Annotated in this window: 16 protein-coding genes and 1 tRNA gene; 11 read left to right on the top strand and 6 right to left on the bottom strand. The window is 70.6% G+C overall.

Annotation, left to right across the window (positions count from 1 at the left end):
* Positions 1-30: 30 nt before the first annotated feature.
* Positions 31-107 (top strand) — tRNA-Thr (locus ACIQVL_RS45310).
* 659 nt (positions 108-766) lie between these two features.
* On the opposite strand, the gene ACIQVL_RS45305 is transcribed toward ACIQVL_RS45310, so the two are convergent.
* Positions 767-1570, bottom strand: a complete 804-nt coding sequence (locus ACIQVL_RS45305) for a BTAD domain-containing putative transcriptional regulator (protein ID WP_403442115.1) — start codon at positions 1568-1570, stop codon at positions 767-769.
* A 244-nt stretch (positions 1571-1814) separates the two neighbouring features.
* Between ACIQVL_RS45305 and ACIQVL_RS45300 the strand changes: the two genes are divergently transcribed.
* From ACIQVL_RS45300 to ACIQVL_RS45290, 3 genes are all read left to right on the top strand, one after another.
* Positions 1815-4178, top strand: a complete 2364-nt coding sequence (locus ACIQVL_RS45300; protein WP_403442112.1) for a glycoside hydrolase domain-containing protein — start codon at positions 1815-1817, stop codon at positions 4176-4178.
* A 75-nt stretch (positions 4179-4253) separates the two neighbouring features.
* A complete protein-coding gene (locus ACIQVL_RS45295) occupies positions 4254-5225 on the top strand; it encodes a hypothetical protein (RefSeq protein WP_403442109.1) in 972 nt (323 codons plus the stop codon).
* Positions 5216-5560, top strand: a complete 345-nt coding sequence (locus ACIQVL_RS45290; RefSeq protein ID WP_403442106.1) for a hypothetical protein — start codon at positions 5216-5218, stop codon at positions 5558-5560. Before ACIQVL_RS45295 ends, ACIQVL_RS45290 begins: the two co-directional genes overlap by 10 nt.
* A 52-nt stretch (positions 5561-5612) precedes the next feature.
* Here the strand turns inward: ACIQVL_RS45290 and ACIQVL_RS45285 are convergent, their stop codons facing one another.
* The 3 genes from ACIQVL_RS45285 to ACIQVL_RS45275 all read right to left on the bottom strand — a co-directional run bounded on the left by ACIQVL_RS45285 (position 5613) and on the right by ACIQVL_RS45275 (position 9973).
* Entirely contained in the window at positions 5613-5954 is a 342-nt protein-coding gene (locus ACIQVL_RS45285) for a hypothetical protein (protein ID WP_403478440.1), read from the bottom strand.
* Positions 5955-6344: 390 nt separating this feature from the next.
* Positions 6345-7427, bottom strand: coding sequence for a sugar ABC transporter substrate-binding protein (locus tag ACIQVL_RS45280; RefSeq protein WP_403478439.1), 1083 nt, complete (start codon positions 7425-7427; stop codon positions 6345-6347).
* A gap of 17 nt (positions 7428-7444) precedes the next feature.
* On the bottom strand, positions 7445-9973 hold the full coding sequence (locus ACIQVL_RS45275) for a SpoIIE family protein phosphatase (protein WP_403478438.1): 2529 nt from the start codon (positions 9971-9973) through the stop codon (positions 7445-7447).
* A 300-nt stretch (positions 9974-10273) separates the two neighbouring features.
* Here ACIQVL_RS45275 and ACIQVL_RS45270 point away from each other — a divergent pair, with 300 nt between their 5' ends.
* The 6 genes from ACIQVL_RS45270 (at position 10274) to ACIQVL_RS45245 (ending at position 19414) form a co-directional block, all read left to right on the top strand.
* The gene (locus ACIQVL_RS45270; RefSeq protein WP_403442097.1) at positions 10274-11362 is read left to right on the top strand and encodes a sugar ABC transporter substrate-binding protein; all 1089 of its coding nucleotides are present in this window, start codon (positions 10274-10276) and stop codon (positions 11360-11362) included.
* A gap of 44 nt (positions 11363-11406) precedes the next feature.
* A complete protein-coding gene (locus tag ACIQVL_RS45265; RefSeq protein ID WP_403442094.1) occupies positions 11407-12177 on the top strand; it encodes an ATP-binding cassette domain-containing protein in 771 nt (256 codons plus the stop codon).
* 14 nt (positions 12178-12191) lie between these two features.
* Positions 12192-13454 (top strand): sugar ABC transporter permease, encoded by a 1263-nt coding sequence (locus ACIQVL_RS45260; RefSeq protein WP_403442091.1) that lies wholly within the window; start codon positions 12192-12194, stop codon positions 13452-13454.
* Between the two features lie 147 nt (positions 13455-13601).
* The gene (locus ACIQVL_RS45255) at positions 13602-14669 is read left to right on the top strand and encodes a sugar ABC transporter substrate-binding protein (protein WP_403478437.1); all 1068 of its coding nucleotides are present in this window, start codon (positions 13602-13604) and stop codon (positions 14667-14669) included.
* Positions 14670-14873: 204 nt separating this feature from the next.
* Positions 14874-15767 carry a glycosyltransferase family 2 protein gene (locus ACIQVL_RS45250; RefSeq protein WP_403478436.1) on the top strand — a complete coding sequence of 298 codons (894 nt, stop codon included), beginning with the start codon at positions 14874-14876 and terminating at the stop codon, positions 15765-15767.
* A gap of 425 nt (positions 15768-16192) precedes the next feature.
* Positions 16193-19414 (top strand): BTAD domain-containing putative transcriptional regulator, encoded by a 3222-nt coding sequence (locus ACIQVL_RS45245; RefSeq protein WP_403478435.1) that lies wholly within the window; start codon positions 16193-16195, stop codon positions 19412-19414.
* Here the strand turns inward: ACIQVL_RS45245 and ACIQVL_RS45240 are convergent, their stop codons facing one another.
* Together ACIQVL_RS45240 and ACIQVL_RS45235 are read right to left on the bottom strand one after the other, a co-directional pair.
* Positions 19415-21103 carry a bifunctional 3'-5' exonuclease/DNA polymerase gene (locus ACIQVL_RS45240; protein WP_403478434.1) on the bottom strand — a complete coding sequence of 563 codons (1689 nt, stop codon included), beginning with the start codon at positions 21101-21103 and terminating at the stop codon, positions 19415-19417.
* A gap of 66 nt (positions 21104-21169) precedes the next feature.
* Positions 21170-21961, bottom strand: coding sequence for a Clp protease N-terminal domain-containing protein (locus ACIQVL_RS45235; protein WP_403478433.1), 792 nt, complete (start codon positions 21959-21961; stop codon positions 21170-21172).
* Positions 21962-22108: 147 nt separating this feature from the next.
* On the opposite strand from ACIQVL_RS45235, the gene ACIQVL_RS45230 reads away from it, so the two are divergent.
* The gene (locus tag ACIQVL_RS45230; RefSeq protein ID WP_403442077.1) at positions 22109-23248 is read left to right on the top strand and encodes a DUF2786 domain-containing protein; all 1140 of its coding nucleotides are present in this window, start codon (positions 22109-22111) and stop codon (positions 23246-23248) included.
* The last annotated feature ends 31 nt before the right edge of the window (positions 23249-23279 follow it).

The following is a 23279-nucleotide window of genomic DNA, read 5'->3' as shown; positions in this document are numbered from 1 at the left end:
TCGCTGATCGCACCATAGTGCGGGCGACGCGCCGCTTTAGCTCAGATGGCCAGAGCAACGCACTCGTAATGCGTAGGTCTCGGGTTCGAATCCCGAAAGCGGCTCCACCAAACCCCAGGTCAGCCCTATGATCTGGGGTTTCTTGTTTCTGTCGACCTTGAGATCGGGGCTGATGGGACACCTGCGGCCTGTGCATCGCAATGCGTAGGTCTGAAGTCGGCGGCCGGTGGCCGCTGTGGAACATGGGGCTGTGACCTGGTCTTTTGATCCTTGCTGTAGATCCGCTTTGGCCCGGTCGGTTCGACGTGGTGGCCATTTGGCGGCCGAGCGTGCAGCGACCGTGCCGATGGCTCCCTGTTCAACCTTGCGGGTGGAGGTGTGCTGGCGCATGGGGTTTATGCCATCCGGACAATCGCGCGATCGGTGTCGGATCGGGAAGAAGGGAGCACCGACGGAAGTGCTCCCGTCGCACCGACGGAACGGCCGGCATCGTGGTCTCAGCCTTCCGGCAGCCGCATGCCTTCGTCCTGTCGTTCGTCGACCCGGCCACCTGTGGCGTGAACTGCGGCTGCCCGCGCTGCGGATCGCCCCCGTCACAGGACGGCTCCCCGCCTCCGAGGAGCGTTGGTGCGTGGAGCACTTCGTGCCGGCGGCTCCCGCGGCGGGCGTCTGGCCCTGCGATGCCCGCGCTCTGCTACCGGGAGAGGAGATGCGTAGTCTCTGTGGGCAGTCTGCGGGGCATGCCCCCATTTCGGCAGCGCGGATCTCAGGACCGAGCGCTCATCTCGGCGTCTGAGAACTCGTCGGCCCTGGGAGCTGGGACCGACACTGTGCTGTTGAGGATCACGTCCAGGGTCTGGCGGACCTCGCGGCCGGGGCCGACCGCGAGCCCCTCCCCCAGCCGGCGGACGAGACGCGTGTACACCGCGTGGGCGTCATGGGTGCGGCCCTCGTCGTGCAGCGCCGACATCAGAAGGGCGACTCCGCGTTCCCGGAGCGGATGCTCCCCGACGTGCCGTAGCAGGTGCGGGATCACTCTGCTGCCGTTACCGGTCGCGATCGACAGGGCGAAGTATTCCTCGGCCGCGATCGCCCGCTGCTCCTCCAGCGCCGCCGCATGCGAGGCGAATCTCGGCACGTCGAGCCCGTCGTACACGCCACCGCGCCACAACGCCAGCGCGCGTTCGTACAGGCCGCGGCTCGACTCCTGCCGGCCGAGAGCCTTCGCTGACTCCGCCTCGGAGCAGAGCCGGGAGAACACGACGTGGTCGATCCGTTCGACCTCAATGCCGAACACGTAACCGTCGCGAACCCGATCGAGACGTACATCTCCGGCGCACGAGGACGCGATCGCGCGCCGGATGGAGCCGAGGCAGTTCATCACCTGCTCGCGTGCGGTCCGTGGGGGGCCGTCGTCCCACATCGCGTCGATGAGCGTATTTGTGGAAATGAACGCGTTCGGTCGCGTCAGCAGAGCGGAGAGAATGACCCACTCTCGCCTGCGATTCACACCGATACTGGACCGGAGAGGCTCGGCGTAGGGCTGCCCGAGAATCCCGAAATCGGGCATCGGTCATCCTTTCGGCAGGGAGTGGAGCCAAAAGGCGCGTCGAATGCCGATAAAGCCACGCGTGCGCGCCTGCGAAATTATATGCAGCGCGGGATTCATTTCTGCGCCCGAGTATGACTCTTTGGCATTATTTGGGGTTTTCTTGACGCCCTCCTCCCGGGCGATGGCCTGGCGATGGGGCGGCGATGGAGCGAGCTGCCATCTTCGTGCGCATCGGCTCACTGGCAGGGAGAAGGACCGCCCTATGGATCAGATGGTTCTGAAAGCGCAGCAATGGGTCAATGCAACATACAAAGGTGTATCCGGATACAACCCGTGCACCGAGAACGGAATGACGGGCTGGGAGACGATCTACTGCCTCACCCGGGCGCTCCAGCACGAACTCGGCATCACCACGCTGTCCGACAACTTCGGGCCGACGACGTGGGCGGACCTGAACGCCTACGGCCCGGTCGGGCGGGACTCCGGCAACATCAACATGCGGACGATCGCCGAGGCGGCCCTCTACTGCAAGGGCTACAGCGGCGGGGACATCGACGGTGGCTTCAACGTGGACACCGGCGCCGGCCTGACCGCGCTTGTGGCGGACATGGGCCTGCCGGGCCCGCAGCAGCCGGACTCCCAGATCTACAACGTGGAGCCGAAGGTCTTCAAGGCGCTGCTGACCATGGACGCGTACGTGCTCACGTCCGGCGGCTCCAGCATGATCCAGACGTGCCAACGGTGGCTCAACGACGCGTACTACGGGAAGGGCCAGTTCTTCATCGGGCCGTGCGACGGTCACTTCTCCCGCAATGTGCAACAGGCCCTGGTTCTGGCAATCCAGTATCAGATGGGCCTGACGGACAGCCAGGTGACCGGCTCCATCGGCCCGACCACCGAGGGGGCGCTCAAAACGACCGCCTACGTGTCCAACGGCTCGCAGGACTCGGGGGACGCCGGATGGGTCCGGTTGTTCCAGTGTGCCGTCGCGTTCAACAACTACGACAACCACTGGGGGGACGGCGGCGGGACGTTCACCTCCGATCTGGCCTTCACGGTGACGCGCTTCCAGCAGTTCTGTTCGCTCGACGCCACCGGTGCCGCTGACTACGAGACCTGGATGTCACTGCTGGTCTCGACCGGGGACCCAGACCGCAAGGGCACCGCCTTCGACTGCATGTATCCGCTGAACGCGACGACGATCCAGACGGTGAAGGACAACGGGTACTCCACCGTCGGCCGCTATCTCATAGGCGGCACGAACAAGGTTCTGACCAACTCCGAGATCGCGCTCATTTTCGACAACGGACTCTCCCTCTTCCCGATCTATCAGGACGAGGGAAACGCGCTCAGCGACTTCAGTAACCCGCAAGGTGTGGCAGCCGGAAATGACGCTGCCGAAGCAGCGATCTCCTTCGGAATTCCGTACGGCACCGTCATCTATTTCTCGGTCGATTTCGACGCGACCGACGACGACATCACCAGCGCGATCATTCCGCACTTCCAAGGAGTCCGTGACGGAATAAGCGCGATGGGCAGCCAGTATGCGATCGGTGTGTACGGATGCCGCAACACCTGCATCCGCCTCGCGGCCGAGGGGCTCACCACCCGAAGCTTCGTCAGCGGCATGTCGACCGGCTACAGCGGCAATCTTGGTTACCCGCTCCCGGACAACTGGGCCTTCGACCAGATCAAGGACTTCACGCTGGCCTCCGGCACCAGCGGCGCGGTGGAGATCGACAACGACATCGCCTCCGGCAGGGATCCCGGCATCAACAGCGTGACCCGGCCGCGTGATCCCAACGACGCCTTCTACACCTATCTGATCTGGCTGGAAGCCAGAGCGGGCCAGTGGATCGACCAGGGGCACACCGACCGGTCCGCACCCGAATTGGTCGCCCAGTACCTCCGGGCGCGCGACGGGCTCTACAAGTTCACGGGTTCCGACACGGTCTTCGGTTCGCTCGACCAGGATTTCATCGACTTCGTGAACGCCTATCCCGACGAACCGTTCGCAGCCCCGTTGCGCGACCCCGACCTGCTGTGGGACTCCGACATCGATCACTTCGGCGCGTCTTTCGGCGCCGTGCTCACCACCGGTCTCCCGGGCGACCTCACCACGGCCAACCTTGCGGACTTCGGCAGCTGGGGCGGCGATCTCGTCAGTGTGCTGGGACAGTTCCACCAGAGCGGGCTGTCCGACGACCAGGCGTACGACTTCGCCGCACAGAAGATCGCCGGCAAGGGCGACGACACGAACTTCTCGCTTGGCGACTTCCTCGCCGACATCGACGCATGGGTCCTTGGCAACGTCACCCGGCAGGGCTCCAGTCAAGCTCTGTCGACGGGTATCAAAGCGAACTACGCTGGGCCGGCCACGTCTTCCGCACGGCGCCAGGCGTTCTACGCGCTCCGGTTCGGCAGTTCGACCGACACCCTGGCCTCGGCTCTCGTGAACGCCATGATCGGCGGCGACTCCGCGGCGGAAATGGTCGGCATTCGAGCCGCCTTCTGGTTCGAGAACTTCGGATCGGCGAGTTGCCCGTCCCCTGAGTTCATGTCCAGCGACTCGGTGACCGGTGTGGGCAAGGCGTTCCGTGACGCCATCATCCAGTACTGCTCCTGAAGCGAGGGACTTGACATGAATGACTCGAAGGTCACCCGTCGGCAGGTGCTGGTCCTCGGAGGTCTCACCCTGGGCGTGGGCACTGTCACCGTCACCGGCCTGAGCCGCCCGGCATGGGCCGACTCCGCCCCCGATGCGGTGCTGGTTCCGGTCGGCGCGAGCCCGGTGGCGGTCCTGCCGGGTGTCGGCGTCCAGCCGGCCGCGTTCCCAAGACAGCTGGCCGTGCAGGTAAAGCACGCGGGCGCGGACCTCCCGGCCGGAACCGAGGTGGCTCTCACCTACGATCCCCGCCTGTACTCCCCCCTGCCCGCAGCGGTGGCCACGGTCGGCGACCGCCTGCTGAGCACCACGAGCAGCACCACCACCAATCCCAGGACGGCGCTCGCGACCTGCACGGTGACCCTGACCGAACCGGTCGCCGCAGGCAGTGATCCGGTGGTCGTCGTGGGCACCGCATACCCGGTGCTCTATCCGCGTGACCTGGTCGTCGGGCCCGCGGACGCGACCGCCGCCGTGGGCCGAAAGAACGTGAAGCCGAGCGGGCGGCTCAGCCTGCGGCCCCGTCGGCCGGGCACGTTCGGCGGTGTCGCCACACCCTGGGGACTGGAGGTCAGCGGTGTGTGGACCCGTTACGAATGGGCGAACGGCAAGCGCTGGTACTACTTTCCCGTACAGATCACCTTGCAGAGCGTCGGACCGGGCCCGGTCCCCGCGGTCGCGGCCTTCTCCATCGCACTGGATCCCCAGGTCGTGCGCGACGTCAGTGTCACCACCGCCCGGCTCAATCACAGGACGCACGACGCGGGCATACGGCTTCTGTCGCAGACACGGACCGCGTCGCTAATCGAGACCCGTTGGAGCACGAGGACGAAACTCAAGCCCGGTGAACGGCTCGACCTCGGCCTGGAGGTCAGGACCCGGAGGCCCAGGGGTGATCTGCCGACGATCAAACATCCCTCGGTAGGGTTGATCGATATGGGCAACCACGTCACCCAACGACAGACTGGCCAGACCTCGATGTCGCGTACCGATGCGGTGTGGGAATGATCAGTGGTTATGCCTGCATCCTGCCTGGAGTGATCGCCGTCGGCTGGATCTTGTCGTGGTGGGGAGCGCGGTGGATCCGGTGGAGCCTGCTGGCCACCGGCGTCGTTGTGTCCATGCTCGTCTTCGTCATGGGGTTCCATGTGTCGTCGCCGCCCCTCAGTCCGGACAGCGGCTGCACCCGCGAACAGGTGCAGTGCATGGACGGGCGTCCGATCCCCTGGCTGGAGGCCGGGCTGTTCGGCTTCGCATGCTGCGTGCTGTTGCTGATCGTCACGACCGTGGCCGAAATCGTCATCCGGCTCGAAAACCGGTCCTCGGTGGAATCACCACACTGATCTCCGGGCGCTCCAGCGGGAATTCAGCACTTCCCGCTGGAGGACCCGGAGTTCAACTGTCGGCGGATGACAAGACTCCCTGGTCATCGAAGGGGATACGGCTGTTCGTCCGCGACGAACGCACGCACCCGGGCGCCAGGCAGGGAACGTCCTCCGGCTCACCGAGGCGGGCCAGGAGAGCGATGCCGACGTCCACGGTCAGCGTGCTGGTGCTGGTGCGGGTCAGAAGGCGGCCCAGAGCTCGGGCTGCCGTTGTGTTTTCCAGGGGCAGATCGGCCTTCGCAGCCCGGACATGACGATCCCGAACGTCCAGTGTGTGCAGCCTGTGGTGGATCTCGTCGGCGGCGCGGACCGTGTCCGCATGGGACAGCAGCGGAGCGAGGATCTCGCGCACGCCTGCTTCTGCCTCGCGCCGACCCAGTCTCGCGCGCCTTTGTGGTGAGTCGGGCAAGAGGTAACCGCCGTGAGGCAGCCGACCGTCGGGATCCGACTGGTACAGGCGCAGTGCGTATGCGTACAGGGAGGGCCGACGGGCGGAGACTTCACCACTTGCCTGGGCGCTCGCTCACCGCATCGGGTGGCACGGGGCAACCTGCTGCATATGCTCTGATCAGGCACAACGTCACTACGCGGCACGGCGGAACACCACGCAACACGATCCCTGACGGTCTCGTAATGCGTAGGTCTCGGGTTCGAATCCCGAAAGCGGCTCCACGGAAGGCCAGGTCAGACTGTTGTCTGCCCTGGCCTTTTCTCGTTTGGTCCCGCACCGGCCCCGGCCCGGCTACGGAGTCAGCCCCGCCTTTTCGCAGGCGGATCGCAGGTGGGGCGTGCATATCTGGGCGATGGTGTACATGCCGTCCTTGACGAGGGTCTGCCGGATGTTGGCGGTTGTCACGGCCACGGGGGTCAGGAGCACGGACGGGATGCGGCGGGTGGTGGGGCTGTCGGTCGTCGTCGTGGCGATGGTGTGCAGCTGCTCGCCGCGGCCCAGAGCGACGGCCATGGCAGCGGCTGCCTCGGCCTCGGCGCGGAAGGACTTGTACACCGTCATGGTCTGCTCGCCGTTGACGATGCGCCGCACCGCCTCGAGGTCGGCGTCCTGGCCGGTGACCGGTGGAAGGCGCCGGACATGGGCGCTCTTGAGCGCGGAGACGGCGCCTGCGGCGATGGCGTCGTTGGCGGCCAGGACGCCGTCGATCCGGCCCGGGCCCAGGGCCGAGATGGCGGCGGTCATGCTGGCATTGGCGTTGTCGGTGCTCCAGCCCGGGGTGTTGTAGGACCGGCCGATCCGCACCTTGCCCTGCAGGACGGAGAGAGCACCTCTCTTGTACGACGCGGCGTTGGAACTGGTCGGGTCGCCGTTGAGCATGACGACGGTCCTGTCCTCGGACGGCGCGGGCATGGCCTTCAGGAGAGCCTGGCCCTGCAGCGTGCCTACCTCTACGCCGTCGAAGCTGACGTAGCCCGAGATCGGGCCGTCGGCGAGCCTGTCGTAGGCGATGACGGGCACGCCCGCGTCGTGCGCCTCCTGGACGGTGGAGCGCAGCGCCCGGTGGTCGGTGGCGCCGAGGACGAGGACCCGGACCCCCTTGGTGATCATGGCGATCACCTGCTGCCGCTGGGCGGTCGGGTCGTCGTCGGCGTTCGCGTAGGCGACCTCGCAGTGCGGGCAGAGCTGTTTCACCCGCTGCTCGAACAGCGGCTTGTCGGAGTTCTCCCAGCGTGGCACCACCCGGCTCGGCAGCAGCAGGCCGACGGTGAAGCTGTCCGGGGTGGCTGTCCCGTTTCCTGTACATGCGGCCGAAGCCACGGTCAGCAGGCCTGCGAGCAGCGCGCCGACGGCATACCGCGCACGAGTCGCCACGTGTTGCCTGCGATACGTCATGATCGGTCACCGCCCTCGGTTCCCGGATCGTCCGCGCCCACAGGAGCGGGTTCACGACGCGGTACCGCTATCTCGCTGCACACCTGCTTGCCGCCGGCCATCGGCACGGTGCCGAAGGACTCCGACACCGCCTCGACCAGGAGCAGGCCGCGGCCGCCGGTCGACTCCCAGTCCACGATCACGGGCCTCGCGGGCGCCCGGGGAGAGGAGTCGCTCACGCAGACACGCACCCGGCCACCGCGGAGCGTCAGTTCGAGACGGACCGGACCCTGGGTGTGCACCAAGGCGTTGGTGACGAGTTCGGACACCACCAGAAGCACCGGGTCGGTGGCCTCCTCGACCCTCCAGCGGCGCAGCGTCCGCGCGGTGAAGCGGCGGGCGTGCATGACGGCGTCGGGCAGCCGCCACACGGCCCAGCCCGAGCGGATGGGCCGGGTCTTCATGCCGTCGTAGCGCAGCAACAACAACGCCACGTCGTCCTCACGACGACCGTGGTCGCCCAGCAGGTCGTCGGCCACCCGCCCGGGATCCGACGGGTCGGCCGCGGCGAGGACGGCGCGGGCGCGGCGCATGCCCTCGTCCAGGGGCAGATCGGCGGCCTCGACCAGTCCGTCGGTGACCATGGCGAGCAGCATTCCGGGCGCCAGTGCCACCGCTGTCATCGGGAAGTCCGCCTCCATGGAGATGCCCAGCGGAAGGCCGCCCTCGACCTCGACCTCCTCGGCGCTGCCGTCGGGATGGCGCAGCAGCGGCGCGATGTGCCCGGCCCGGACGAACAGGACGTCGCCCTCGTCCATGTCCAGTTCGGCGTAGCAGCAGGTGGCGAACAGATCCGTCTCCATGCCGACGAGGAGGCGGTTGGCATGCGAGACGACCACGTCGGGCGGGTGGCCCTCCACCGCGTACGCCCTGACCGCGGTACGCATCTGTCCCATGATCGTCGCGGCTGCGGCGCTGTGGCCCTGCACGTCGCCGATGACCAGCGCCACCCGGTCCTCGGAGAGTGCGATCACGTCGTACCAGTCCCCGCCCACCTGCAGCCCTCGGCGGGCGGGCAGATAGCGGGCGACGGCGATCCCGCCGGGAAGCTCGGGCAGGCGCCGCGGCAGGAGGCTGCGCTGCAACATCGTCGCGAGTTCTTGTTCGGCGTCGTGGGCGTGGGCGCGGGTGAGGGCCTGGCCGGCCAGGGAGGCGGTGGCGGTGAGCAGCGACCGTTCCTCGGGGAGGAACTCGTGCGGCCGGTCCCAGCCGATCAGGCACACGCCGACGGCCCGGCCCTTGGGCGGCAGCGGCAGGACGGCAAGGCCTCCCGGGCCGATGCCGTCGAGTCCCGGTTCGACGGCGGTGCCCGCCGGCCACAGGTCCATACGTCCGTCGCGCAGGGCCGTCTGGAGGGTGGGCAGGGCACTGAGGGGTGCGTCGGGCCACTCCGAACGCCACTGGCGACGCCAGGTCTGCGGCCAGGCGTCGGGCTGGGGCGGGTCGAGCAGGGTGACCTGGAGCCGTTCGTCCTGCAGCTCGGCGAGCGCCACCCGGTCGGCGCCCACGGGTTCGCGCAGGGCGTGGGCGACCACGTGGCTGACGTCACGCACGGTGGCGGCCTCGTCGAGTGCGGCGGTCAGCCACTGGATCCGGGAGACGTCGTCGGCCCCCCGGTGCAGGACCGAGGTCGCCGTCACCACACCCAGCACCTGCTCCGGCCGGCCGTCCGTACCCGCCGTCACGCGGCACCTCAGGCTCAGCCAGCGCATCTCACCGGTGGGGCAGCGGACGCGGAAGTCCAGTTCCCGTCGGCCGGAGGTCCGGGGGGACGGCTCCAGCACCGACATCAGCGCGGACAGGTCTTCCGGCAGCGCGTGCGCGAGCAGGGAGTCCGCCTTGCCGTCGAAGTCGTCCGGCCGGATGCCGACCAGCTCGCGCAGCGTCTCGTCCGCGTCGATCACGCCGGTTTCCGGCACCAGGACGAAGGAGCCGACGCGCATGCGGCGCAGTGCGGAAGCCAGAGGTGCCGACGGCGGTCCTCCTTCGGCCTCCGCCTCCAGTACGCCGGCGACCGCGTGGGCGTAGCGCTCCAGGAAGCGCTGCTGCTCGGCTTCGAAGCCGTTCTCGCCGGTGCCCACCACGACGAGGCAGCCGAGCCGTCTGCCCTCGGTGCCCAGGGGCAACGCGCCGAGTGACGTGCGGGCTCGCGGCGGCACCGGACCTCCCTCGGGACAGGAGGCGAGTGCCGCAGGGCCGAGCCAGACGGGGTGGGCGGCGCGGAAGGCGCGGGCCGCGGGCGAGCCGCCGGACACGGCCAGGCGCTCCGGCAGTCTGTACTCGACGGGGGCGCATCCCGCCGTGTCCACCGACCGAAGGTCACCGGAATCCGCGCCGGGCACGTCGGGCACATAGAGCACGGCCATCGCCGTTCCGGCGAAGGCCAGGGCGTGGACGCCCACGGGAACCCCCGGCCCCGGTGGTGCGTCGATGTCGGCCGTCCCCGGTTGTGAGAGTCCGGCCCGGGCGCTGCCGTGGTGAGGCATGTCCGCAGCCACCTCCCGTCCGCGCCGAGGGTGCCGATCGGAGGTGCCGACCTGCTGCCACTGCGCACTCCCCTTCACCAGAATCACACAGGGGGGCGAATGGGACATATTGACATCGTGTCGGCTGGGTGATAGCGGGTTCGCGGTTCGCCATGGCCGGTGTCACACTGGCGAAGCGGTCGCTTTGCGGCTTCTACCCGGTATGCGCGGGTGCGGGCCGATTCTGCCTCGCTCCGGCGGGCCGTGCCGCTGCACCGCGGTCGCAGCCGCACGGCTTCGGGGAGGAGGGAGGCCTCGCGCATGAACGCCCGCGTCCGGGACACCGCCCTGGCCCTTGCCGCGCTTTCCGCGGCCGTGTCCCTCACCGCCTGCGGATCGGATGCCGGGAACACCTCCGGCGGTGGGAGCGCGCGGACGATCGGCGTGCTGCTGCCGGACTCCACCACCGCCCGCTGGGAGGTGTGGGACCGGCCCCTGCTGGAACAGAAGATCCGGGAAGTGTGCGGCGACTGCACGATCGAGCACGCGGACGCCAAAGGTGACGTGGCCGTCCAGCAGGAACAGATGGACTCGTCGATCGCCCATGGGGTCGATGCCATCGTGCTGGCGGCCGTCGATGCCAGGGCCCTGGGTGCCTCGGTGGGAAGAGCGGCTGCCGCGCACATCCCGGTCATCGCCTACGACCGCCTCGCCGAGGGCCCGATCTCGGGCTACGTCTCCTTCGACGGCCAGGAGGTCGGCAGGCTCCAGGGCAAGGCGCTGCTGACGGCGATGGGCGCGAAGGCGCACGGCGGCCGGATCGTGATGATGAACGGCGACCCCGGCGACCCCAACGCGCTGTCGTTCAGGCAGGGCGCGCTCTCCGAACTCCAGGGGAAGGTGACGATCGCCAAGCAGTACGACACACCGCAGTGGAGCACCGAGACGGCGGACCTGAACATGGCCGCTGCCCTCTCCGCCCTGGGCGCCGACGGAGTCGACGGCGTCTACGCCGCCAACGACGGGCTCGCCGCCGGCAGCATCGCCGCCCTCAAGGCCGACGAGGTCGACCCGTTGCCGCCCGTCACCGGGCAGGACGCCGAGCTCGCAGCCGTACGACGCATCGTCGTCGGCGACCAGTACATGACGGTCTACAAGCCCTTCGGGCCCGAGGCCGCCGCGGGCGGCGCCATGGCCGTGGCAGCCGCCCGCGGCCAACGCCTCGACCAGGTGGCCACCAGGCGGGTGAAAACCCGCAACGGCGCGGAGGTTCCGGCCGTGCTGCTCACCCCGGTGTCCGTGACCCTTGCCACCATCAAGGACACCTTGGTGAAGGACGGCGTGTACACGCTCGGGCAGATCTGCGCCCCGCCACTCGTACGCGACTGCCACCGGGCCGGACTGACCTGACAGGCGGGACCGGCCGCCCCGGCCCCCGGAAGGAGACGATTCCCTTGCCGCCTCCCTTGCTCGCCCTGCACGGCGTGTGCAGGCGCTTCGGAGTCATCGAGGTCCTCCGGGACATCGAGCTGGAAATCCACGGCGGCGAGGTCCTTGCCCTGCTCGGCGACAACGGAGCCGGCAAGTCCACCCTGGTCAAGGTGATCTCCGGGGTCGCTCCCGCGGACCGGGGCAGCATCGAATGGGACGGCCGGCCCGTTCACATCCGGCGTCCCCAGGAGGCCCGCGACCTCGGCATCGCCACCGTCTACCAGGACCTGGCGCTGTGCGGAAACCTCGACGTCGTCGGCAACCTCTTCCTCGGGCGGGAGATCCGCAGGTTCGGCTTCCTCGACGAGGTGGAGATGGAGCGCCGGACCGCGCAGCTGTTGGAACGGCTCACCCGGAGTGTTCCCGACCTGCGCGGACCCCTGGTGTCACTGTCCAGCGGCCAGCGGCAGACCGTCGCCATCGCCCGCTCGCTTCTCGGCGACCCGCGCGTCCTCCTGCTGGACGAACCGACCGCGGCGCTCGGGTTCGAGCAGACCACCGAGGTACTCGACCTCGTCGACCGGCTCCGCGACCAGGGCCTGGGGATTCTGCTCATCAGCCACAACATGGGGGATGTGAAGGCCCTCGCGGACCGGGCCGCCGTGCTGCGGCTCGGCCGCAACAACGGCTTCTTCGACGTGAGCACCACCTCCCAGGAGCAGATCGTCTCCTCCATCACGGGCGCCACGGAGAACGTGCCCCGCCGGCCGGCCGCCCCAGAGGCCGAGTGGTGAAAGGGAAGCGTGACATGCCGGACGAGAGGCGGGCGGATTCCGCGGCAGCCACCGCGAAAGCCGGTCAGCGCCATGCCGGGCGGGCCGTCAGCCGCGCCGCGGCGGGCTGGATCGCCGTCCGGCGGCGCAGGCTGGGCGCCGGTGAGCTCGGCTACCTTCCCGTCACCCTGGTCCTCGCCGCGGTCTGGATCATCTTCCAGAGCCTGGATTCCACCTTCCTCTCACCCCGCAACCTGTCCAACCTCAGCGTGGACATCGTGGGTACGGGCTTCATCGCGGTCGGCATCGTCTTCGTGCTGCTGCTCGGTGAGCTCGACCTGTCGGTCGGCTCGATCAGCGGGTTCGCCGCCGCGGTCTTCGCGGTGCTCAACGTCGACAACGGCGTGCCGGAATGGCTCGCCCTGATCGCCGCGGTCCTCACGGGCACCGCGGCGGGCACGGCCCAGGGGTACTCCATCGCCAGGACCCGGGTGCCGGCCTTCGTGGTCACCCTCGCCGGGCTGCTGACGTGGAACGGTCTCATGCTCGCCATCCTCGGCACCAGCGGCACCATCAACCTCGACGAGAACGGGCTCATCGCCCACCTCACCGGCTACTACTTCACCAACGCGGGCGTCGGCTACGCGGTGGCGGCACTCGCCACGGCTCTGGTCTTCCTCGGCTCCTATCTGGACAGACGCCGCCGCAGGGCCGTCGGTATGCCGCACCGCCCGCTGCACACCCTCGCGGTGCGCACCGGAGCGGCGGCGGTGATCGCGTTCGGCTCCGCCTACCTGCTGAACCAGTTCCAGGGCCTGCCGCTGGCCCTGCTGATCTTCCTCGTCACGGTGGCCGGCCTCGACATCGTGCTCCGTCGCACGCACTACGGCCGCAGGGTCTACGCACTCGGGAGCAGCGTCGAGGCGTCCCGTCGCGCCAGCCTCAACGTGACCGCCGTACAGACGGCCGTGCTCGCGGTCTCCGGCACCCTGGCGGCGACCGGCGGCCTGTTCCTGGCCTCGCGCATCACGTCGGTGAGCCAGAACTCCGGCTCCGGCGTCCTGCTGCTCAACGCCATCGCCGCCGCTGTCATCGGCGGTACCAGCCTGTTCGGAGGACGCGGTACGACCTGGTCCGCCGTGCTCGGCATCCTGGTCATCCAGTCGATCGCCTCGGGTATGGCCCTCACCGACACCCCCACCGCCGTCCAGCTGGTGATCACCGGCGGGGTGCTCTTCGTCGCGGTGGTCCTCGACTCACTGTCCCGGCACACCCAGCAGGCGCACGGGCGGGCCTGACCCTTCACCGGAGGAGCGGGGGACGCTCCCATAGGTACGTATATTGGACAAAATGATAGATGTCGGCCGGGTGGCGTGTGTCTGCCGGCCGAGTGAGGCTGCCGTCGGACGGCAGGAGCTTCGGGACCCAGCGCGAGGAACGTACCGATGAGACGCAGACCCGTCCTCCGCGCCACCGCCTCCGCCCTCTCCGCGCTGGCGCTGCTCAGCGCCTGCGGCGGCGGCTCCGGCGGCACGGCCACGTCGGGCGGCGACAAGCCGCTGGTCGGCGTCGACTACCCGCGCTCCGACACCGATTTCTGGAACGCGTACATCAAGTACACGCCGGAGTACGCCAGGCAACTCGGCCTCTCGCTGAAGACCACCAACTCGCAGGACGACGTCGCCAAGGTCGCCGCCAACGTGCAGACACTCATCCTGCAGGGCGCCGAGGGCATCGCGATGGCGCCGCAGAGCACCTATGCCATCGCGCCGATCCTGACGCAACTGCAGGCGGCGAAGATCCCGGTCGTCACCATCGACACCCGCCCCGACACCGGCAGGGTCTACATGGTGGTCCGCGCCGACAACCGTGCCTACGGCGAGAAGGCGTGCAAGTACCTGGGCACCGAGCTGGGCGGCAAGGGCAAGGTGGTGATGTTGCAGGGCGACCTCTCGTCGATCAACGGCCGTGACCGCACCGAGGGGTTCGACGCGTGCATGAAGGCGAACTACCCGGACGTCAAGGTGTTCGCAGAGGCCACCAACTGGGACGGGGACGTCGCCGCGCAGAAGCTCCAGGCCGACCTGACCGCCCACCCGGACATCAAGGGCATCTACATGCAGGCCAGCTTCGCGCTGTCCGGCACGCTCCACGTGCTCAGGCAGCAGGGGCTGCTGGTCGGATCGAAGGACCCGAAGCACGTGTTCGTCGTCTCCAACGACGGCATCCCCAGGGAGCTGAGGAGCATCTCCGGCGGCACCATCGATGCCACCGTGTCCCAGCCGGTGGACCTCTACGCCAAGTACGCCCTGTACTACCTGAAGGCCGCGATCGACGGGAAGACGTTCAAGCCCGGCAGGACCGACCACGGGAGCACCATCGTGCGGGTCCGTGACGGAATCCTGGAAGACCAGCTCTCCGCCCCGCTCGTCACCGCCGACGGCGGCACCTACGGCGGCGTGCCCAGCCTCAGGAGCACCGACAGATCCCTGTGGGGCAACAATCTCGGCTGACCGCTTCGAGGGGCCCCAGGACCGGGGTGCCGCAACGCGCGGTCGGAGCGGAGGTTCGTCCTACCCGGGGAAAATCGCTGCAAAAGGGCCGCAAATAAAACCGGAGCCAGGACTGGGGCCACACCTGAGGCAACATCGTGGTTAACGGAGAGTGTCGCGCGGTCAGGACGCGGGCACCGCCGTCGGCCTGATGGGGTGAGGGACATGGCGGAGCCGAGGCTCGCTGTCGCCGTGGTGACCATGGGGAACCGGCCCGACGACGTCGACGCTCTGCTCAGGTCCGTCGCCAAGCAGGACCTCGCCCCCGCCCGGATCGTGATCGTCGGCAACGGCTGCCGGCTGCCCGAGTTCGCCCGCCGCCTCGACCTGCCCGGCGAGGTCACCACCGTCGACGTCGAGGACAACCTCGGCTGCCCCGGCGGCCGCAACGTCGCCCTCGCCACCCTGCGCGCGTTCGGGGACGTGGACGTCGTCGTCGAACTGGACGACGACGGCCTGCTCGTCGACGTCGAGGTGTTCCGGCAGGTACGGGACCTGTTCGCCGCCGACCCGCGGCTGGGCATCGTCGGCTTCCGGATCGCGGACGAGCGCGGTGTGACCCAGCGACGGCACGTGCCGCGCGTCGGCAACGCCGACCCCCTGCGCGGGGGTTACGTCACCGGGTTCCTCGGCGGCGGGCACGCCCTGCGCATGGCCATGCTCGCCGAGACCGGCGACTGGCCCGCCGAGTTCTTCTTCGCGCACGAGGAGACCGACCTCGCCTGGCGGGCCGCCGACGCCGGCTGGCGGATCCTCTACGCGCCCGAACTGCTGCTCCAGCACCCCCGGACCTCGCCCGCCCGGCACGCCGTCTACTTCCGGGTCACCGCGCGCAACCGCGTCTGGCTGACCCGCCGTCGGCTGCCCCTGCCGCTCATCCCGGTCCACCTCGGCGTCTGGATACTGATCACGCTCCTGCGCACCCGCTCGACGGGCGGCCTGCGGGCCTGGTTCGCCGGCTTCGCCGAGGGGCTGCGCGAGCCGGCCGGGGAGCGCCGTCCGATGCGCTGGCGCACGGTCTGGCGGCTCACGCGGCTCGGGCGTCCGCCCGTCGTCTGAGGCCGGGAAGCAGGGGAGCCGGGCCGTAGTCCGGTCCGGTTCGGTTCGGTCCGGAAACGGGACGAGGGCCCCGGTCGATCACCTCCGCCGACCGGAGCCCTCTCGCGTCCCCGGACCCTGGCCTGCGGCGACACTCCCCCGAGTCACGCGATCCACGCGTGCGCCGTCGGACCCGGTCCGATGTGAAGATCACATCAGGGCGCGCCAACGGATCGCTAACATGTGGCCAGCGGTTCTCCCGGCGGCTGCCAACCGGTTGGCGCGAAGCCGCCGTTCGGCTCCGGGAACAGGCCGGAAATCCAGCGGATTCCGGCTCCGACCGGCACAGAGAAGGTGGCGGGAACTCATCCCCTACGGGATGCGATTCCGCCAGGATCCAGGACCGGCGGGCACCTCTGCCGTGCGGGGAGGCGAAGGGTGGAGTGATGCGGCGGTACGAGCTGCGGTTCGGACTGCTGGGACCTCCGGTCCTCTACGACGCGGCCGACGTACGCCCCATCGGCAGTCCCAAGGTGCGCGCGCTGCTCGCCGCGCTGCTCCTGGAGGCCGGACGGGTCGTCTCCGTCGAGTCGCTGCGGGAGGCGCTGTGGGGCGGGGCGCCCCCGGCGTCCGCGCGCGCCTCGCTGCACAACCATGTCACCCGGCTGCGCCGGCTTCTCGACGACCCGGAGCGGCTGCGGGCCGTACCGCCCGGGTATCTGCTGCGGGTCGACGACGGTGAACTGGACGTCGACGTGTTCGAGACCCGGGTGGCCCAGGCGCGCACGGCGCACGGGCGGCGGGAGTGGGCACGGGTGCTGCGCGCCTGCGCCGACGCGCTCGCGCTCTGGCGCGGCAGCCCGCTCGGCGGCCTCCCCGCCGAACTCGGCGGCTTCGCCTTCGTGCAGCGCCTGGAGGAGGCCCGGCTGCTGCTCCTGGAGTGGCGCTACGACGCGGAGCTCGCCCTCGGCGGGCCCCGGCTGGGCGGCGTCGTACCGGAGCTGGCCGCGCTCGTCGCGGAGCACCCGCTGCGCGAGGTCTATCACCGCCAGCTGATGCTCGCCCTCCACCGCGGCGGCCGGCAGGCGGAGGCCCTCGCCGTCCACCGCGACCTGCGCAACCGCCTGCGCGAGGAACTCGGCATCGAGCCCGGCCCGGCGGTACGCCGGGCCCATGTGGAGGTGCTGCGGGGGATTGGCGCGGTGGGGGAGACGCCGACGTCCGAGGGTGGCTCGGGCGGTGGGGCGGGTGCGGGCGCGTCGGGGCCGGTCGCGCAGTTCCCCGCGCCCCAGGGGGGTACGTCACCTGACCGTCGGCCGAAAGCCGAAGGCGCCGATCCCGGCCAGCCGCCTGACCCGGGTTCTACGCGCGACGACTCCGTGTCCCCCCGCCCCGCCCAACTTCCCCCGTCCCCGGCCCACTTCACGGGGCGCACCGCCACCTGCGAAGAACTGGCCCTCGCCCTCGCCCACCCGCCCGCGCCCGCTCCCGCCCGCACCGCCCTCGCCGTCCTCACCGGCATGGCCGGCGTCGGCAAGAGCGCGCTCGCGCTGCACGTGGCACATCAACTGAAGGATCGTTTCCCCGACGGCCAGCTCTACGTCAACCTGCACGGCGCCACCCCCGGCATGCCCCCGCTCGCCCCCGGCCAGGCGCTCGCCGCGCTGCTGCGGGACCTCGGCGCCGATCCCCGGCTCATCCCCGAACACCCGGACGCGGCCGCCGCGTTGCTCCGCTCCCTGCTCGCGCCGACCCGTACCCTGCTGCTCCTCGACGACGCCGCGAACGCCGCCCAGGTGCGGCCGCTGCTCCCCGGCGGCCCCGGCTGCGCGGTGATCGTCACCAGCCGTTCGCCGCTCACCGCGCTCGACGGTGCCCGCCGCTTCCCGCTCGGGCCGCTGACCGGCGAGGACAGCGCGGCTCTGCTGCGCGCGGTCAGCGGGCGTGCGGAGATCGACGCCGGTCACCCGCTCGTCGGCCTCACCGGACGGCTCCCGCTCGCCCTGCGCGTGGTGGCCGCCCGGCTGGCCGCCCGCCGTGCCCTCACCCCGGAGGTGCTGGCCGGTCAACTGGCCGCCACCGAGGACAGACTGCGCCACCTCGAATACGACGACCTGAGCGTCCGGCGCTCTCTCGCCGTGGCCCATGGCGCCCTGGCCGGCTCCGACCGCGCCCCCGACCGCGACGCCGCCCTCGTCCTGCGCCACCTCGGCGCCCTCGACCTGCCCACCTACGGCGCCCCCCTGATCGCGCGGCTCATCGGCACCGACGAGCGCCGCGCCGAGGCCGCCCTGGATCGCCTGGTCGACGTCGCCCTGCTGGAGGAGACCGCGTACGGCCGCTACACCCCGCACGACCTGGTACGGGACTTCGCCCGCGAACTGGCCGACGGGAGCGATGGGAGCGACGGCAGCGCTCGTACCGGCGGCAGCGCTCGTACCGGCGGCACCGGCGGCACCGACCGCGTCGAGGCTGCTCTCACCGCCCTGCGCTGGTTCGCCGCCGTCGCCGAACGCGCCCTCCTCGCGATCCTCGAACCGGGACGCGACCAGGGCGACCGCCGCCGGCCCACCACCGCGCAGCCGCCCGAACACCAGCCGTACACCGCCGCCCTGTCGTCCTTCGAGTGCGCCGAGCGTGCCTTCGCCTGGGGCGACATGGAGCTGGAGAACATCGTCGCCCTGGTGGAGCGGTACGCCGACACCGCCGACGCGCGGATCAGCGCCTACCTCTCCACGCTCGTCCGGCTTCTCTACCCCTACGTCCTGCGCAGCGGCCGGGTCGCCGAGATGGAGGTGCTCGGCACCGCCGCCCTGGCCGCCGCCCGGCGTCTGGGCGACGAGCCCGCCGAGGCCTACGCGCTGGGCGACCTCGCCGGCCTGCGCTTCCTCACCGGCCGCCAGCGGGAGGCCCTCGCCCTGACCGACGGGGCGCTGGCCCTGTGGCGGCGGCTGGGCAGGGCCTCCTGGATCCGGCGTGCCCTGAACAACCGGGGGCTGCTGCTCGAAGGGCTCGGCCGGTACGACGAGTCGGGCGAGGCGCTGCGGCAGAGCCTGGACTACTCCCGGCAGCTGAACGACCCCTACGGCGAGGCTGTCACCCACAGTCATCTCGGCAACCTCTACGAGCACAGCGACCCGCGCGCCGCCATCGAGCAGCACCGGCGCTCCCTCGCGATCGGGGACGCCATCGGCGCCGTCATCCTGCAGCACTCCGCGCACTGCAACATCGGCTACGCCCAGCTCCGCCTCGGTGAACCGGCGGCCGCCGCCGCGCACTTCGAGGAGAGCCTGCGCATCCTCGGCGGCCACGGTGACTGGCACGGCGAGTCCCAGACCCGGCTCGGTCTGGTACGCGCGCTGCGCGCCCTCGGCCGGACCGACCACGCCCACCACGAGTGCACCGAACTCCTGCGCCGTGCCGACGCCCGCGCCGACCGCTACAGCGGCGGTCTCGCCCGCCACCAACTCGGTCTGCTCCTGCGCGAGCAGGGGCGCACCGGCGAAGCGTACGACGCCTGGCACGCGGCCCTCACGGCCCTGGACGGCACGGACGAGCCGGACGTCCTCGCGGAGCTGCGGGCCCTGCTGACACCCGGTGACCGCCCCGACCGCCCCGACCGACCCGACTGTCCCGGCCGTCCCGACCTGCCTGACCGACCCGGCTGATCACTTCGCGTCGGCATAGCACTCCACCACCGCGGTCGTGAACGGGAACCGTACGGGTGTCTGCCCGAACGTCAGCCGGCCGGCCAGGTCGGCCGCCTCCCGTATGGCCGTCACGACCGTCTCGGTCTCCTCCTCCGGGCAGTGCACGATCACTTCGTCGTGCTGGAAGAAGACCAGCTCGGCCGCCAGGTCCGCGCAGGTCCTGCGCAGCGCCGCGAGCATCAGCAGGGCCCAGTCGGCGGCGCTGCCCTGGACCACGAAGTTGCGCGCGAAGCGGCCTCTGGCCCGGGAGTTGGTGGAGGCGTAGCCCGGTACCCAGCCCTCGGCCGCCTGTTCCTCCGGCTCCTCCTGGGGCATCCCCGCCTCCTCGGTGCCGTCGCCCGCGCCGGTCGCCGGCGGGCAGGTCCGGCCCAGCCAGGTGCGCACCAGCCGGCCCTCCTCGCCGGCCCGCGCCGCCTCGTCGACGTAGGCGACCGCCTTGGGGAAACGGCGTCTGAGCGCGGCCAGGTTCTTCAGTCCGTCGCCCGAGGTCTGGCCGTAGACCGCGCCGAGGACGGCGAGCTTGGCCTGTGCGCGGTCGCCGGAGAAGGCGCTGTCGGAGACGGACTGGTAGAGGTCGGTCTCCCGCCCGGCGACCTCCATGAGTCCGGGGTCGCGGGAGATCGCCGCCAGCACCCGTGGTTCCATCTGGTCGGCGTCGGCCACGACCAGCCGCCAGCCGGGGTCGGCGACCGCGGCCCGCCGGATCACCTTCGGGATCTGCAGCGCGCCTCCGCCGTTGGTCACCCAGCGCCCGGTGACCGTACCGCCCGCGTGGAACTCGGGCCGGAAACGGCCGTCGCGCACCCAGTCCTGGAGCCAGGTCCAGCCGTGCGCCACCCAGATCCGGTACAGCTTCTTGTATTCGAGGAGCGGTTTCACCGCCGGATGATCGATGCCGGACAGCTCCCAGCGGCGGGTGGACTTCACCTTGATCCCGGCCTGGGCGAAGGCCTTGACCACGTCGGCCGGCAGATCCGGGCGCACCCGCCTGCCGAACGCCGCCGACACCTCGTCGGCCAGCTCGGCCAGCCGGCGCGGCTCGCCGCCGCCCGCGTACCGCTCGCCGAGCAGTTCGCGCAGCACCTTGCGGTGGACCTCGGCGCTCCAGGGCAGGCCCGCGCCGTTCATCTCGGCGGCGATCAGCATGCCGGCCGACTCGGCGGCGGTCAACAGCCGCATCCGGTCCGGGTGTTCGGCCCGGTCGTGCCGGCGCTGCTGCTCGGCGTAGACCGTGAGGAGCTCGTCGAGCGTCAGGCGGGCGGTGCCCTGCGGCTCGAACAGCGGGGACTGCGCGCCCGGCTCGGCCGCGCGCTGCGGCGGGTCGGGCGGGACGGGGCCGCCGCGGAGGCGGGCCAGGGCGGCGGCGGCCGAGTGCGGCTCGCCGGAACGTCCCTCGTGGCCCAGCAGAAGTGTCTCGGCGTCCTCGATGTCGTAGCACCGCTCCACTCGCACCCCCGTGGCGAGCAGACGCGGGTAGACCTCGGCGGTCGACCGCCACACCCAGCGCGTCACCTCCGGGCGGCCCCTGACCGCCCCGGCGAGATCGGGCTCCCGCCGCACCGGCCCGGCGGGCAGCCCGTCCGGACCGAGGGGGGCGACGTCCACGCCACCGTCCTCGGCCGGAGCGAGAGCCCACCGGTCGGTCATGCTGCGAGTGTGGCACCCACCACTGACAATCGCTCTGAGCTGCGATTTCAGTGCTCCGAGGGTCTTTCAGCCCGCCTCGTCCCCGTGCGGCTCGTCCGCTGCCGTCTCCGCTGCGCCCGCCGCCTCCGCCGCGACCTTCTTCTGTTCCAGCAGCAGCCCCAGCACCTTGTTCATGTACTCCTCGGTCGCCGGCTTGGTGATGCCCAGTCCGCTGAGCACGCCGTCGCCGTTCTCGTGTTCGAGGAGGGCCAGCAGCAGGTGTTCGGTGCCGATGTAGTTGTGGCCGAGGCGGAGGGCCTCGCGGAAGGTGAGTTCGAGGGCCTTCTTGGCCTCCGGGCCGTAGGGGACGAGGTCGGGGACGTCCTCCGAGGCCGTCGGGAGCGCCGCCGTGGCCGTCTGGCGCACGGTGTCGAGCAGGACGCCCTGCGCGAGGATCGCCTTCGCCGCGATGCCGTCCGGTTCGGCCAGCAGGCCGAGGACCAGGTGCTCGGGGCGGCCCTCCGGGTTGCGTGCCGCGAGCGCTTCGTTGTGGGCCGCCATCACCACGTTCCGCGCGCGCGGGGTGTAGCGGTCGAAGCCCTGGTTCGGGTCGAGAGCGGCGGACTCCTTCGGCACGAAGCGCTTCTGAGCCGCCTGCCGGGTGACGCCCATGCTCTTGCCGATGTCGGTCCAGGACGCGCCGGAGCGCCGGGCCTGGTCGACGAAGTGGCCGATCAGGTGGTCGGCCACGTCGCCCAGGTGGTCGGCGGCGATGACCGCGTCCTGAAGCTGGTCGAGGGGTTCGGGGTGCACCTTCTTGATCGCCGCGATGAGGTCGTCGAGGCGTACGGATGCCGTGATGTTCGGGTCGGTAGCCATATGTCAACCGTAGGTTGACACCCCTAACCTGTCAACCCTTGGTTGACACCCCGTCGGCGGGTGGGTCCGCGGTGGAGGATCGGAGCGTTGTCCACAGGGTGTGGACGGCCGCCGACCACTGTCGGCGTCGCATGGCACGATCGACACGTGACCAGCAGCCAGCCCAGCACCGTCGACCGAGCTTTCCAGAGCGCCCTGTACGACGACACCGACACCGGCCTCGACACGGGCGCGTCCCTCCTCGCGGCCGACTCCGGCGCCGACGCGGAACTCGCGCACCGGGGCCGGGAGTTCGTCGCAGCCGCCTGGCGGCGCGGCTGGCAGCCCGCCGACGTGGTCCGGCTGGTGCGGCGCGAGCTGGACGACCCGCACGTCCGGCTCGCCGCCGGGCTGATCCGGGCGCAGGCACCGGACGACCGGCCGCGCGGTCCCCGCTGGCGGGCACAGCTCGACGCGCTGCCGGAAGCGGACCGCCCCGCACGCGGAGGCGACCGCTTCTCGCACGCCACCACCGTCCTGGAGCTCTACCGCATGCTGCTGCGGCTGCCCGCCCTGGAGTCCCTCGACGAGCCCCGGCCCGCTGCGGCCGCGCACCGTCCGGAGTCCTCTCGCATGCTCACCCGGATCCGCGCGCTGCTCGCCAAGGCCGAGGCGACCGGCTTTCCCGAGGAGGCGGAGGCGCTCACCGCCAAGGCGCAGGAACTGATGGCCCGGCACAGCGTGGACGAGGCGCTGCTCGCCGCGGGGGCGCCCGCCCCGGACGCGCCGGGTGCCTGCCGGATCGGCGTCGAGCCGCCGTACGAGCAGGCCAAGGCGGTGCTGCTGGACGCGGTCGCCACGGCCAACCACTGCCGCGCGGTGTGGAACGAGCCGCTGGCCTTCTCCACGGTCGTCGGTTTCGAGGCGGACCTGGAGGTGGTCGAGCTGCTCCACACCTCGCTGCTGGTGCAGGCCACGCACGCGATGACGAAGGCGGAGGCGGCGCAGCGGGCGGGCGGCCGCAAGCGCACGAAGACCTTCCGCCAGTCCTTCCTGGCGGCCTACGCCCACCGGGTCGGCGACCGCCTCAGAGCAGCGGCCCGGTCGGCCCTGGCCGACACCGACCCGTCCCGGGACCTGCTCCCGGTCCTGGCCACGAGAGAGCTGGCCGTGACCGACCGCATGACCCGGATGTTCCCGGAAACCACCACGACCCGCTTGCGCGGAATAACCGACGAACCCGGCTGGACAGAGGGTACAAAAGCAGCCGACCAGGCCCAGGTCCACTCACACCCCCAACTCCCCTGAGCCACAAAGCGCCCCGTCAGGGGTGCGGGGA

The sequence above is a fragment of the Streptomyces sp. NPDC090499 genome (genome assembly GCF_044769305.1).
In the GTDB taxonomy this organism is placed as follows: domain Bacteria; phylum Actinomycetota; class Actinomycetes; order Streptomycetales; family Streptomycetaceae; genus Streptomyces.
This window is presented reverse-complemented; position numbering and strand designations above follow the sequence as displayed.